The organism is Psychrobacter sp. SCQQ22 (assembly GCF_015864605.1).
Lineage (GTDB): Bacteria > Pseudomonadota > Gammaproteobacteria > Pseudomonadales > Moraxellaceae > Psychrobacter > Psychrobacter fozii.
The window spans coordinates 38111-52973 of the sequence record NZ_JADYWZ010000004.1 but is presented as its reverse complement, the minus strand read 5'-3'; the positions used below and the strand labels follow the sequence as shown (position 1 = coordinate 52973).

Annotated in this window: 13 protein-coding genes; 11 read left to right on the top strand and 2 right to left on the bottom strand. The window is 42.6% G+C overall.

Going from position 1 to position 14863, the window contains the following annotated elements:
* Positions 1 to 169: 169 nt before the first annotated feature.
* The 9 genes from I6E84_RS06740 (at position 170) to I6E84_RS06700 (ending at position 10372) form a co-directional block, all read left to right on the top strand.
* Entirely contained in the window at positions 170 to 559 is a 390-nt protein-coding gene (locus tag I6E84_RS06740; protein ID WP_197217319.1) for a diacylglycerol kinase, read from the top strand.
* A 164-nt stretch (positions 560 to 723) separates the two neighbouring features.
* Positions 724 to 1485 (top strand): PAP2 family lipid A phosphatase, encoded by a 762-nt coding sequence (locus I6E84_RS06735; protein WP_197217026.1) that lies wholly within the window; start codon positions 724 to 726, stop codon positions 1483 to 1485.
* Between the two features lie 351 nt (positions 1486 to 1836).
* Positions 1837 to 3258 (top strand): cytochrome c, encoded by a 1422-nt coding sequence (locus I6E84_RS06730; RefSeq protein ID WP_197217024.1) that lies wholly within the window; start codon positions 1837 to 1839, stop codon positions 3256 to 3258.
* A 174-nt stretch (positions 3259 to 3432) separates the two neighbouring features.
* Positions 3433 to 5064 carry a flavin monoamine oxidase family protein gene (locus tag I6E84_RS06725; protein WP_197217022.1) on the top strand — a complete coding sequence of 544 codons (1632 nt, stop codon included), beginning with the start codon at positions 3433 to 3435 and terminating at the stop codon, positions 5062 to 5064.
* An 88-nt stretch (positions 5065 to 5152) separates the two neighbouring features.
* Positions 5153 to 5830, top strand: a complete 678-nt coding sequence (locus tag I6E84_RS06720; protein ID WP_227681336.1) for a c-type cytochrome — start codon at positions 5153 to 5155, stop codon at positions 5828 to 5830.
* A gap of 605 nt (positions 5831 to 6435) precedes the next feature.
* Entirely contained in the window at positions 6436 to 7770 is a 1335-nt protein-coding gene (locus I6E84_RS06715; protein ID WP_197217020.1) for a patatin-like phospholipase family protein, read from the top strand.
* Between the two features lie 236 nt (positions 7771 to 8006).
* A complete protein-coding gene (locus I6E84_RS06710; RefSeq protein WP_197100447.1) occupies positions 8007 to 8702 on the top strand; it encodes a haloacid dehalogenase type II in 696 nt (231 codons plus the stop codon).
* A 30-nt stretch (positions 8703 to 8732) separates the two neighbouring features.
* A complete protein-coding gene (locus tag I6E84_RS06705) occupies positions 8733 to 9161 on the top strand; it encodes a DUF6789 family protein (RefSeq protein WP_197217019.1) in 429 nt (142 codons plus the stop codon).
* A gap of 299 nt (positions 9162 to 9460) precedes the next feature.
* Positions 9461 to 10372, top strand: coding sequence for a haloalkane dehalogenase (locus I6E84_RS06700; RefSeq protein WP_197217018.1), 912 nt, complete (start codon positions 9461 to 9463; stop codon positions 10370 to 10372).
* A gap of 423 nt (positions 10373 to 10795) precedes the next feature.
* Here I6E84_RS06700 and I6E84_RS06695 read toward each other — a convergent pair whose 3' ends face one another.
* Together I6E84_RS06695 and I6E84_RS06690 are read right to left on the bottom strand one after the other, a co-directional pair.
* Entirely contained in the window at positions 10796 to 10969 is a 174-nt protein-coding gene (locus I6E84_RS06695) for a hypothetical protein (protein WP_197217017.1), read from the bottom strand.
* Positions 10970 to 11126: 157 nt separating this feature from the next.
* On the bottom strand, positions 11127 to 11762 hold the full coding sequence (locus I6E84_RS06690; RefSeq protein WP_197217016.1) for a DUF411 domain-containing protein: 636 nt from the start codon (positions 11760 to 11762) through the stop codon (positions 11127 to 11129).
* A gap of 472 nt (positions 11763 to 12234) precedes the next feature.
* Here I6E84_RS06690 and I6E84_RS06685 point away from each other — a divergent pair, with 472 nt between their 5' ends.
* Both I6E84_RS06685 and I6E84_RS06680 read left to right on the top strand, forming a co-directional pair.
* The gene (locus tag I6E84_RS06685) at positions 12235 to 12954 is read left to right on the top strand and encodes a heavy metal response regulator transcription factor (RefSeq protein ID WP_197217015.1); all 720 of its coding nucleotides are present in this window, start codon (positions 12235 to 12237) and stop codon (positions 12952 to 12954) included.
* Entirely contained in the window at positions 12944 to 14434 is a 1491-nt protein-coding gene (locus tag I6E84_RS06680) for a histidine kinase dimerization/phospho-acceptor domain-containing protein (RefSeq protein ID WP_197217014.1), read from the top strand. The genes I6E84_RS06685 and I6E84_RS06680 overlap by 11 nt, the downstream gene beginning before the upstream one ends.
* Positions 14435 to 14863 lie beyond the last annotated feature (429 nt).

Below are 14863 nucleotides of genomic sequence, written 5' to 3'. Positions count from 1 at the left end.
AAGAAAGGCGAGTGAAAGCACTACGTACTCCTTGCCATACACTCAAAATATCCATAACGATTGAGCCATCAATATGAGCATCAATATTAATAATGTCGAAACCATTTCTATCGAGCATCAACAGATAGACTCCTATTCTAAAAATAAGAGCGTACCTGATACTCTTGTGATGACTGGCAGCTTTGCAAGTAATGCCAAGGGTAAAAAAGGTCTGGATCGACTCCTAAATGCAACAGGATATTCTATAGATGGTTTCCGTGCTGCTTATAAGTTTGAAGCCGCATTCAGACAAGTTCTTTGGCTCAATCTACTGCTGTTAATATTCACTATATTTATGCCTTTTACTATCAGCATCAAAATGATGCTGGTGTTCGCCTCTTTCTTGTCCTTAATCGTTGAGCTTATAAACACTGGTATCGAAGCGAGTGTCGACCATACCTCTACTGAGCAACATCCACTAGCTAAAATAGCCAAAGATGTCGGTTCAGCTGCTCAGTTTCTAGCATTACTGTTATTGTTTGTTTTGTGGTTAATGGCATTATCGACCTTTTTATCTTAAACAGTATTTGGTGAGCAGTATCACTACCATAATGTATGTATAGTTTATTCAGTTTAAAAGAGAGACAAGGCAACTGAGTGTAGATGTATATGTGATACTTCAAGCGAGGTTAACGCAGTAACTCTTTTATAGAGAATTGACTATAGGACTAGTTGAGGTTTTAAATGATTCCAGAGGATGATTCAACGGATTGGGTTTGGCTTAAACTCTTGTGCTTAACGATTATTGCGGCTTTAACTTTTGAGCATAGCCAATTTGATATTCGTATTAGTGAGCTGTTTTATAGCCATGGGCAATGGCTCATCCAAAAAGATGCACAGCCTTATGCCTTCATCTTTTATGATGGACCAAAAGCGTTATTGATTCTCCTAGCACTCTATTTGATTACCGTATTAATCCTGAAATACAGGCAATCTCCAAACAGTATTTCTGCAACCAATAGCAGTAAGCTCCGTAAACTTATTGTCCCTTTATCCATTCGTGAGATAAGTTATCTTTTGACGATTCTTATCGTAGTACCTACGTCTATTGCGCTATTAAAAGGGATGACACATGTGAGTTGCCCCAACCATTTAACACTATTTGGTGGGAGCTTACCTTATCTAAATGTTTGGCAAAACATAGTCGCCGACACGCCAGCCAAATGCTTTCCAGCCGCACATGCGAGCGCAGGATTCTCTTTGTATGGTTTGGTATTTTTACCCACTCTAAAAAAATATCGTTATAGAATATTTGAGAGCGTGACCGCCTTAGGCTGGACAATGGGGTTATACAAAATGCTCTTTGGCGACCATTTTTTTAGTCATACATTAGTATCGATGCTGCTATCACTAACCATTGCTTGTGCGCTTTCAAGTCTCTTTTTTAAGAAAACATCTACCAGTAGAACTAAAAGTATTACCCTCAATTCTCAAAGAACTTTATAGATATCCTTAATAGCAAAAAAACATCCTAAAACTATTTGACCGTAACGATGATACGGCCATCGTCGAGCAAACACTACTTAGGTCATCGATATTACTCCCACTAAAATATCGCTACTAAATATTTGAAAAACAATGTATAAATAATCAACAGTAACCAATATTTGACTCGATAAAAATATGAATCGCACTCGTCGTAATCGTCATTGATGTGTAGATGGCCGACAAAGGAATGTAGCCATGAGCCTTCTATTTGAGTGTCAGAATAAACTGCTACGATAGAAGCCGCCCATACGACTGGTGCTGCGAGCAAGCGTTATAGATAGGAGCTATTACTAGCATTATAGGGATATTATGAAATCACTTTCTATACCGATATCAGCACTGGTTGTTAGTCTGGCTTGCAGTACGGCCTATGCTGATAATATCTATCCTGCGCATACTGATTTGCCTGCTAGAACTAGCCTGCCAAATGTTAGTCCACTGAATAGTGATCTCGCCAATCGCGGGGCTTATGTGGCACGTACGGCAGATTGTATGGCTTGCCACCGTGAAGATTACAGTGGCGGCGTACCGATAGAGACGCCTATTGGCAATATTTATTCAACCAACATTACGCCTTCTACGCAGTATGGTATCGGCAACTATACCGAAGCTGATTTTAAAAACGCGCTTCGTAAAGGTCGTTCGCCAAAGCACCAAATCTATCCTGCCATGCCCTATCCGTCCTATCACGGTATATCTGATGCTGATATCAGCGCTTTGTTTGCTTACTTTCAGACAGTACCTGTCATTGACACACCTCCTGAAAAGACCACTCATTTGCCATTTCCATTAAACATCCGTAGCTTGATGCTGGCATGGAATGTCATCAATGTACCCTCTACCGAAAATCGCTCAGGACTGACCCAAACCCAGCAGCGAGGTGAGTACTTGGTGAATAATCTAGAGCATTGTGGCACGTGTCATACGCCGCGCAATCTCACCCAAGGTCTCGATAAAGATCGCTATTTATCTGGAGCACCACTCAGCAAGTGGTTTGCCCCTAACATCACGCCTGACAATGAGACGGGGATTGGTCGCTGGACTGAGCGTGACATCATCGCTTATTTGCGTACTGGTAAACTTGATAAGCAAGCTTATGCGGGTGGCCCGATGGCTGAAGCGGTAGCACATAGTACCCGCTATCTCACTGATGAAGATTTGAGTGCGATGGCTAACTACCTAAAAGTCGTCCCCGCTATCCAGACGGATGATTACTTAATACCTGTCAATATCGCGCGACTCCCCAATCCAAAAAGCACATCTATTACCTACGACTTACTTGAGCAAAAGGATTATTTGGCTAAGGCAAAAGCTGACACGCCTCATGTCAGTATTAATCAAAGCAGTCATCAAATCAGTAATCAAAGCAGCAGTCAAAATAACAATCCAAACAAAGTAATGGAAAATAGCGATTCACCAAAATCACTATATCTGACTCATTGCGCCAGCTGTCACGGTGTCGATGGTTACGCGCAACCTGATGCCCGCTATACTGCTATCGTCGGTCTCAGTAGCATCCGCCGTGCTAAACCTGATGCACTTATCGGCGTAATTGCGTTTGGGGCAAAAGGTGCATTCAATACCGCACCCAAGATGCCAGGCTTTGAAAAAGACTTGAGCCACGCGCAGATTGCTAGTATTGCCAATTATGTGCGAATCAACTTTGGTGGTTTACCCAGTAGTGATGTGAGTGCTGACGAGGTTAAGCGAGTGATAAAAGAGAAAGGCTAACCCCAAAAATTAATTGAACCGTTTGCGTCTTATGTAGTTGATTCAGTTTGAAAGAGAGTCAAGGCAACCGAGTGCAGATGTATATGTAATACTTTAAGCGAGGTTAACGCTGTCACTCTTTTATAGAGGATTGACTATAGCAATATAGAGACTGAGCACCACAAGGATAATCAAATGAAAGATTTGCTGCATTCCCCTACACGGCGACAACTGCTCTCGATGATTGGTAAGACAGCTGGTGCGACGGCCATGTATCAGGCAATGACCACATTGGGCTTTGCCTCAGAGTCTAGCTTTCAAAAAGAAATAGATCTAAAAGGCGCCCCTGCTGGCGCCAGCATCGTAATCCTTGGTGCGGGCCTAGGTGGGCTGACAGCGGCTTATGAATTACGCAAAGCAGGCTATAAAGTTACTGTCCTTGAGTACCAAAATCGCGGTGGCGGACGCAGTTGGACGCTAAACAGCGGGGATAAATACACAGAATTAGGTGGCGAAGAAGTCACCTGCGACTTCGAAAAAGGCAACTATTTTAATGGTGGGCCATGGCGTCTGCCCGTGCATCACTATGCAGTCTTTCATTATTGCAAAAAGTTCAATGTAGCATTACAGCCCTTTATTCAAACCAATGATCGTGCTTACCTACATCGTACCAACCATTTCAATGGTGCGCCGCAGCGCTTGGGTGACGTGCAAAGCGATATCCGTGGCTATGTATCAGAGCTATTATCCAAAGCCGTCAATAAAGGCAGCTTGGATGATACGGTGACTAAAGAAGACAAAGAAAAACTATTAGAAGGCCTTAAAGGTTGGGGCGTGCTCGATACTGATTATCGCTATGTCAAAAGCCATGAAACGGGTAAACATCGTGGCTATAGCGTCTATCCAGGTGGTGGACTGATGCCCGATGCCAAACCCTCTACGCCCATTCAAATGGACAAGCTGCTCAGTTCAGGCATGTGGTCTGATCTCTATAACAACTATACGGTTCATGTGCATCAACCCGCCATGTTCCAACCCGTTGGTGGCATGGGTAAAATCGGCGACGCTTTCACCCGCGAATGCCGCGATATGATTCAGTTCAATGCTAAGGTAACTAAGATTCATCAAGATGAAACGGGTGTCACGGTTGATTATGTCGATGCCAATAACTCTAAAAGCAGCAACTCTGAAAGCGGTAACTTAACAAGTGGCGTTAAAAGTATTCGTGCTGATTGGTGTATTTGCAATATTCCACTGTCAGTATTGACCCAAATTGACATCAATGTCTCAGAGCCAATGAAGCAAGCCATGGCTGCCGTTCCTTATGACACCTCCTATAAAGTAGGGCTTGAGTTTAAGCGACGGTTTTGGGAAGAGGATGAATGGATATACGGCGGCATCACTTATACGGATCTGCCCATTACCCAAATCTCCTACCCTTCACAAGATTTATTTACCTCAGGTTCAGGCGTGTTATTAGGTGCTTATGGCTTTGGAGAAGCGTCTTATAAATTCAATGCGTTAACGCCAAAAGAGCGAATTAACGTTGCTTTAGAATATGGCAAATATATTCATCCGCAATACACCAAAGAGTTCCGCGCAGGTACATCAGTCGCTTGGCATCGTATTCCTTGGTCACTCGGCTGCTATGGCATTTGGAGTGAGTCGAGCCGTCAGCAGTATTACGAGTCGCTTTGTAGTATTGACCATCGTATTGTATTGGCGGGTGAGCATTGTTCTCATATTCCTGCTTGGCAAGAAGGTGCGATACTCTCAGGGCTAGACGCAGCCAAGCGCCTACATCAAAAGGCCAAGAAACTTGGATAGCACATCTTTAAATAATAAGTCTTTGGTTAATAAGTCTGGCATTGACGCAAGAATGCTAACAATGAGACTAGGCACATTAGGAACAATCATGAATATGTTGACATCAAACCCAATCCAATCATCTAGCCCGCTTAGCTCCAGTAAGGCAGTAATGACCCTCGTTGTTGGTGGATCGATAGCGTTAATAACGTTGTCAGGCTGTAGTCAGCATAGAACCGAGAACGCCGCTACTATCGCCAGCCAGCAAACAGCGCCTATGGTGTTTGACAATCAAGCTAGCCGCAATAATGGGGCTTGGGGCGGCGTCTATCTATCAAAAGAAGCACTGACACGCCCGCCTATGGATATCGTCGACGTCAGTGCTATACCAAAAATGAGTGACGATGCTAACTTGCAAAAATGGTTAGCTAAATTTGAAGGCAGTACACAAGGTGAAACTGGGTTTTTCGCTACGGATGGTAAGAAGCTTTATGACGACTCCTGCGCAGGCTGTCACATGCTCAAAGGTGAAGGTGCACAGGGAGCGGGTTACTATCCACCATTAGCCAACAACAGTAAAATGGAGTCTAAATATTACATCATTAGCATCCTTATCAATGGGTTACGCGGTATGCCCTCTTTTCATCGCATGATGAATGATCAGCAGATAGCCGCTGTTACCCAGTACGTGCATAGTGATTTAAATAACTATACTGATACGGTAACGACTGACAACGTATCTCAGCTGCGCCATGACTTTCCACCTGGCTCTGATCCCAGCGAATAAGTATGCTGACGGCGGCTAATATACAGTCATTCTCTATCATCAGACTTTGGGCTTCAGCATAATTGTCTAGCGCTGCTTAAAACAGACTATCTCTATATTCAAACGAAATCATCTGCTTCCTTAATACATTAACCTTAAACACACCGCTATCAACATTGAAGGACTGCTTAATTTTATCTTGACTGACCATTGCTATGCCGTTACTGTTTATATTCAACAATTGGACTATTGACCGCCATTTACATTGTAAACTGTAGACCGTACGCATCAGCTATCTATTATAAGAAAGGTCAATATAATAAGCGTCAAGCGCTCTCTAAAAATTCATAAAAAGTGTCACGGATAGCCGCTTTGAAATAACTGAGAGACAAGAGACCCGACCTATAGTTGAGTTCAAGTAATTTCGATACAAGGAAACCGAGTGCAAGCTATACATTAGTATGGTTAGCGAGGGTGACGATGTAGCGAATTTATGTGGATTTTACTATACATATTTTGAGGTAGTCTGCATGCGTATATACTTATCTAGTTGCTATGAGTACCTCCTTCAAAGGCTATCAAACCGCATAGCTGCGCCGCAATTACGCTTCATGATTTTCCTCTTGATGCTTATCCTTATATCAAGCTTATTGACCGGTTGTACACAACGTGTCTGGAACGAACCTATAGTAGACAAAACCACTACTCGTTACGATTTTGATAGTAATTTACCTCAAAACTCAGATGATGTCTTTGTGGTGCTTGCCTTTTCTGGTGGGGGCACACGGGCAGCAGCGCTTAGCTACGGTGTACTCGAAAAACTGCGTGACACACCAGTGACTATCGATGGCGTAGAGCGTCGACTGTTAGATGAGGTTGATGTCATCTCCTCAGTATCAGGCGGTAGTTACACCGCTGCTTATTACGGCTTGTTTGGTGATGATATTTTTGAGCGGTTTGCGCCAGATTTTCTATATGAGGACTGGCAATCTCGACTGATCAGGCTTGCATTACGTCCGAAAAGCCTAATCGCTATGAGCAGCTCTGAATACAATCGGGGTGATCTGGTAGCGGATAACTTAGACAGTAATCTGTTTCAACAAAAGACTTTTGCGGATATGGGTCGAGGCAAATTACCTTACGTCATTCTCAATGCCAGCGATCTAAATAACGCCATGACCTTCTCATTTACTCAGCAGCAATTTGATTTTTTATGTTCAGATTTATCGAGCTATCCCGTGGCCAATGCAGTGATGGCCTCTTCATCCGTACCCGGTATCTTTGCCCCCATAGCCCTACGTAACTTTTCTGACTGCGCACAGCGAGAGCAATCTTGGGTGGATGAGGCGCTGAATCAAGACGATCATCTACCACGCAGTTACGCAATCGCCCGTGCATTGGATCGCTATTCACAGCCAGATCGTATGCCTGTCGTTCGCTTGGTAGATGGCGGCGTCACCGATAATCTAGGGGTTCGTGGCTCGATGATGAGTCCTGTGACTCAATATGGCGACGTCCCAAATATGGCTGGTGCATTTAGCCCTGACAAGTTGCGTCAGGTCAAACAAGTGCTAGTCGTCATTGCCAATGCGCAAACCTACTCAGAGCATGACTGGTCTTTAGAGGGTAAAGATCCTAGTTTCCTCGAAACCATTTCAGCCGCCAGTGAAGTCGCATTAGGTACTCTGAATAATGAAACTGTCTCATCGGCTAAAAAAGAGTTTTTGCAGTGGAGCGAACATGTAAATGCTCAGCGCGACTCAGACTCGCCTCAAGTTGCAGTTCACTTTTCCGTATTAACCTTTGATCAAGTAAAGGATAAAAACGAACGTGCAAAGTTCGATGCGATGCCAACGACCTTTCATTTGCAACCTGAGCAAGTCGATGATTTGCGCTCGCTTGGCAGCAGTCTGCTTGATCAATCTGAAGAATTTCAAAACTTTCGTAAAGCCCTTCAGTGATATATAACCAAGTCCTCTAAGCGAAAGAGTCTAAGCAACCTAAGTCAATCGAGCTATTTAAAAATCTCGATTAAGCTTAACCATTAAATTTGAGTGATTACTCAAATTAACTTGAATGCTTGCTTAAGTCCAGTTACTGTAAGAGCTACTAACGCTTTTTCTCTAATACTTATAACTGCAAAGTGCCTATATTTAATACGTTTATTCAACACACTTATATATTAAAAGGAGCTTTTATGCCCTCTAACCTATCTCCTTCAATCATCGTATTCGATGTCAACGAGACATTATTAGATATCGATACCCTCACACCTTTATTTGCTCGTCTGTTTAACAATGAGAACATATTAAGAGAATGGTTCGCTCAGTTGGTGCTGTATTCGCAAGCCATGACCTTATCCGGTCTTTATACATCTTTCGGTGAGCTCGGTGTTGGCGCATTACAGATGACAGCTGATATCCATCAAGTCACGCTAACAGATGATGACATCCAAGAATTCAAAACTCGCATGGGTAACATGCCCGCTCATCCTGACGCTGCGCTTGCATTGACCAAACTACGTGCGGCAGGGTTTAGACTCGTGACATTGACCAATTCAGCGAGTAGCACCTCCCCTACACCACTTGAAAAAGCAGGATTGAGTGAGTTTTTTGAGCAATCTTTTAGCGTTGAGACAGTAGCGAAGTTCAAGCCTGCACCTGAGACCTATCAAATGGTGGCTAAAGAGCTATCGGTGAAGATGTCTGATATGTGCCTAGTCGCTTCTCATCTTTGGGATACGATTGGTGCACAAGCAGCTGGTTGCCAAGGGGCTTTTCTCACACGGCCTTACAACGCTATGTTACCCGCCCCTAACGTCCCAACCCCTGACTTTATAGCGTCAGATCTTGTCACACTGGTTGAGCAAATTATCTCAAAAAAGAAGAAGTAACCTTAAAACTATAAAAAAGTAATATTTATCATGAATAAATATATAGCAGGAATAATTGCAGGCTTTATCGCTACTATCGTCATGTCTTTACTACTCATGTTCAAAAGCATGATGGGACTGATGCTTGATTTTGACATCATCGCGATGATCGCATCCAAAATGGGTGGTAGTAAAGCCATCGCTTTGGTGGCTCACTTTATGATTGGTTCTATCGGCTACGGTATTGGCATCGCATTAGCATCTGGCAATAATTTACATAGAAATTTCGTCGGACTAGGTATTGGGATAGGTTTTGCAGGTTGGCTTGTGATGATGGTTGCCGTGATGCCAATAATGGGCAAAGCAATGTTTGGCTTAGATATGCCAAGCGGTGTCATGATACCTATCGCAACCTTGATGCTACACATTGTCTTTGGCGTGGTATTAGGCAAAGCTTACACCAAGCTCGTTCATAAATAATAAAGCTTATATACAACAATCCATTTATTAATGGAGTTTGAATTTATCACTATTGACACGCCATATCGCTCATATCTTTTTCAGCACTCTCTGTGTTGCATGAACAAAGGTATGTGCGATATAGTCTTTATTGAAAATATTTTCAAATGTATAAAATAAACCTACTTATTCTGGTAAATGTCTCTGCTGATTGAGGTAACTACTCATCGAAATAAGCAGAATATAATTACCACATCATGTACCAAAAGCCCAACCCTGAAGTTACATTTAATGGACCTAAACGATAACAAGGATGATATATGAAAGTACTTAGAACCCCTGATTCGTGTTTTGCGAACCTATCTGATTATGACTTTGAGCCGAACTACTTAATGGTCGACGATAGCGAAGGGAGTGAACTACGTGTGCATTACCTCGACGAAGGCCCAAAAGATGCCGCTCCAGTATTATTGTTACATGGAGAGCCTTCATGGTCTTACCTATATCGCAAAGTCATCCCAATATTAACTGCCGCTGGTCATCGTGTGATTGCCCCAGACCTTCTCGGTTTTGGACGTTCAGACAAACCTGCATCTCGTGAAGACTATACCTATCAGCGTCACGTCGACTGGATGCAATCGGTACTTGACCAATTAGATTTGAAAGACATTACCCTGTTTTGTCAAGATTGGGGCGGTCTAATCGGACTGCGACTTGTGGCAGCACACCCAGATAAATTTGCCCGTGTAGCCGCTGGTAATACCATGCTCCCCACTGGCGATCACGATCCAGGGGAAGGTTTTCGCAAATGGCAAAAATTCTCACAAGAAACACCACTGTTCAATGTGGGTGGTGCCATTAAGAGCGGGACCATCACAGAATTATCACAGGCGGTAATCGACGCTTATGATGCACCATTTCCTGATGAGTCTTATAAAGAAGGCGCCAGACAATTCCCTCTACTTGTCCCTACGACACCGAATGATCCTGCCTCAGACAATAACCGTGCAGCTTGGGTTGAACTGAGTAAATGGACAAAGCCTTTCATCACCTTGTTCAGCGATTCAGACCCAGTTACCAACGGTGGTGATAAAATAATGCAAAAGCTTATTCCGGGGACCAAAGGTCAAAACCATACGATTATTACCAACGGTGGACATTTCCTCCAAGAAGATCAAGGCGAAACATTGGGCGAGCTTTTGGTTACGTTCATTAATGACAACCCTGAATAACCTTTTTACTATAGTCAGTTCAATATAATTTGGATACAAGGAAGCCGAGTGAAAGCACTACAAGTAGTAGGCTAAGCGAGACTGACACCGTACCCAATTTATAGAGGATTGACTATAACTGGCAATATTTTAATGAGCATTTGATAGCAAAGTATTAGATAATATATTAAATGACGTCATCACCATACCAGTAGGGCTGGCAATTTTATTAAATTGCCAGCCCTCTTAGGTGGTTAAATCCTATTTACGCTATCCAAGCAGGTTACAATGTCAGAGCCTCATGGCTGTTTATCGTCTATGTGAATTTTCAGGTATATCACACTTGATCAAACGCTCTGTTGAGAACCATCAGCTTGAAATAGTCTCTGGTAGCAGGGGACAGACGCATTATCTCTATCCCCTGCTGCCAGATACCGCCGTTTATTATGCAATTGCTGCTGGTTTACGCAAGTGTTTTATCAGTGCGATGCCAGCTAATATGAGTACGGAAAATAGCAATAGTGCAAATAGCATACACATCATCATGCCACCCATGCCCATACCTTGCATCATGGTTCCGTTCATCATTGCTCCGTTCATAGCGGTATCGTTCATCATCGTACTTCTCCATGGTTCTAAATTTATGGTACTGATATCAAAAGTGATGTTTAAGCACTTCATTTTCAATAGGTTGTTTTGTTAGCTATAAAGTATTTGGTGTCTATCATTGATAATAGTGACACCCTATCCATTTTATAGAGGATTGACTATAGCGTTACAATTGCTGCTGAGCAGACGTAATATCAGCATATACTTCTGTTGTGCCATCTTTATTCATCTGCATTACTTGGTACGGCATAAATTTATCTTGTTGCTCCATACCAGGACTGCCCACTGGCATACCCGGGACAGCAAGGCCAATGGCTTGTGCAGGCGGGCTCGCTAAAAACTGTGCCATATATTTTGCAGGCACATGACCTTCAAAGACGTAGCCATCTGCGGTAACAGCGGTATGACAAGTACGCATCTGCTGCGGAACATCATAACGATCTTTAAATAAAGACAAGTCTTCAGGATGTTGAACACTTGCATCCAAACCATGACTTTCTATGTGTTCTATCCAGTCCTCACAGCAGCCGCAATCTGGTGTTTTGTAGACAGTGGCTGAAACATTTTTAAGTGATGTAGACGAGTCGGACACAGGAGCCATGACTGGCTCTATCTCAGCAGCGCTTGTTTGTACTGCTTGCGAGTCAGTAGTGGCGGATTTATCGTTTGATACACTTTGTATATTCTGCGCATCCGTACTTGGTTGGCTACAAGCAAAGAGTAACGATGTCAGCGCCACTAACAAAATATGACTCGATATCTTGTGATGCCTATATGTATAAGTACTATTCTTGTGTCTCATAAGACCGCCTCTAATTTGTGTCATACCAAGATTAATTTAATATTGAGATAGGCTTGTGTGTAAATATACACCAATCAAGCCGCCATTGATTTGAGTGGCCACATCAGGGAGTTCTATTGGTTTGATTCGATGCCAATAAAAGTGATAGGGCTAGCAGGATTGGCATTACAGTCCATTAAATCAGCAGGGAGCATACACGGTTGATTCTGACTGATAGATGACACCAACATGACAATTTTGTCATGTTGGTGCCTTTGGATTCTAATGCGCGACCGTTTCCTTTAATATGAGGTTGAAACCTGATGATTATGTCAGCTGTATGATTTCTATCAAACATATACTGCCACACAGAATTGACGCATCAAAAACTAATATAACTTGAATCCTAAACACCTGATAGCATTAATGGCATCTACCCTATCCATGCCCTTCAGTTGTGATAAATACGCGCACCATACTAAATAGAGAAAATATGAAAGTACTACTGGTTGAAGATGAAATAAAACTCGGTGAATATATCAAAAAAGGATTAACCGAAGCAGGTTTTATTGTAGATCATTATATGACTGGTTTAGATGGTCATCATGCGTTGATAACAGATGATTTCAGCGTGGTAGTCATGGATGTCATGTTGCCAGATATTAGCGGCTTTGAGTTAATCCGCAATTATAGAGCGGCTGGAAACTATACGCCTGTGCTATTTTTGACAGCAAAAGATGATCTGAGCGATAGAATCAAAGGCATTGAGATTGGCGGTGATGATTATCTAACCAAACCTTTTGCTTTTGCTGAATTGATTGTAAGAATCAAAAGTTTGCTACGCCGTGCCAACCAAGCAGATTATAAAAGTACCATCATGCAAATTGCAGATTTAAAAATGGATCTCTCCAAGCGCACAGTTAATAGAGGTCAAACCACTATAAAACTTACTGCTAAAGAGTTCTCTCTATTGCAGTTTTTTTTAGAGCACCATGGTGAGGTGTTACCGCGCTCTGTCATCGCCTCTCAAGTCTGGGATATGAACTTTGATAGTGACACCAACGTCATCGATGTTGCCATTCGTCGTTTGCGTCTAAAAATCGATGATGACTTTGACATAAAACTGATTCATACCGTACGAGGTATGGGCTATAAGTTAGATACACCGGACGATAGCAATGACAACGCTGAGCACGCACACAATGAAGAGTAACGTCCACAATCGGCGCTTGCCTTTGCTATGGCGTACTATTTTCTTACTAACGATATTTGTCGTTATCTCTCAAGCCATCATCTATATCTGGGTTCAGCGCTCTGTCAGTAACCATTTCGATCAAATGGATACTGAAATGCTGTCTCATGCCGCCTTCAACCTGCGTAAGCGTGTCAATAGCACTGATGAACAAACGACTCTATCTAATGCTTTGACATTATCTGCACCTGCTGATGCGGATCATCTGCATTCTTCATGGCTTGATTACGATATAAAAACCCTTATTTTTGATAAAAACGGAAAACTGCTATCGAGTGCCCCTAGCGGATTTTCAGCCTTTTTACCCGAAGACTTTCAAGTATTGCCATTATGGGACACCCACCATGAGCAACAGTTTTCATTGGCAATGAACGGTAAAAACTACCATGCCATTATTATTCAAAACAACCAAACATTGGCACTGATTGCCTTACCTATCGATGTCCATCAGCAATACCTATTACACTTCAATCGTCAGTTAAGTATTATTTTAGGGATTATCACCCTGCTACTGATATCAGTGGCCGCCATGAGTGTCTACTGGGGGTTTGCACCGTTATCTACCATCGTCCAAAAAATGAAAGGCATTAATCCTGATCGCTTGGATGAAAGGGTCATCGTTACTGATATGCCTCGAGAGCTACGACCACTGGCTGAATCTTACAATCTCATGATGGCAACCCTTGAAAGCAATTTTGAATCGCTGTCTCGCTTTTCAGATAATATCGCGCACGAGCTACGCACTCCGCTTGCCACGCTCAGCACCCAAACTCAAGTAATGCTGAGCAAAAATAGAAGCTGCAATGAATATGTCGAACAGCTGCATCATCAGCATGACACCCTCGAGCAGCTGTCTGCGCTAATCAACAACATGCTACTGCTCGCAAAAACCCAAAAAGGACTGTTTGACTCACAGCTCAATCGTATTGATACCGAATCAATGATGACCAACCTTATCTCTTATTATGAGCTGGTAGCGGAAGAGCGTGACATCACCTTCCAAAAAACAGGTAACTTCCGAGCAGTATTGGGAGATGAGAGTTTATTGCAGAGGTTATTTGCCAACTTGATATCAAACGCCACTTATTATGCAGCGAGTGATAGTAGCATCACTATTGAAGCCTTTTCGATTGAAAACTCTGCGCTGACGCATACGACTAGGAGTAGGAGTAGTCTACAAAAGGCTTCAGCACCTGCATTAAAGCAATCTTCTCTAAAAATCATGATGACCAATCGTTTAGATGAGCCAATGACCCAGCTAGAGGTAGATAAATTATCTGAGCGTTTTTATCGTCATCATAAGACAGACAACAAGCACACAGGAGCAGGCTTAGGGTTATCAATCGTCCAAACGATTGCACAAGCTCATAGAGGTAATGTCAGCATCACTATCAAAGATGATTATTACTTTCAAGTCAGTGTTGAGCTATTGAGGGCTTAATTTAAGTGAGAGCCATCTAAATTAGGGCGGTACTTTAACGATGTGTTAGAAAATCTCAGTACTAATTAGTACTAAACAGGAATAACCACCACTTCACCTCTCTCTTGCCATGGCTGAAACTCAGTCATGGCTCTTTAGTATAAATAATAAGTTAGTACTATCAGCTAGCAACGTTTCTAAATCTTATAAAATCCTTTACCTATTGCCAATATGCCGTCTGACTCCCCTCTCAATGATGATCTAGATAGTTAGTTGGTGTGGCCATATCAGAATGTAGTAAGGATCTAGCGGAAAAGCAAATTGATGATATTGCGTAAGTATACTCTCTAGAGTATTGCTAACGTACCTATCACTCGCACAACTCACGTGCGTTAGTGTGAGTAGTTGAGTATTGGCTAGAAAACGTAACCTTTCTTTAACTTTCATAAA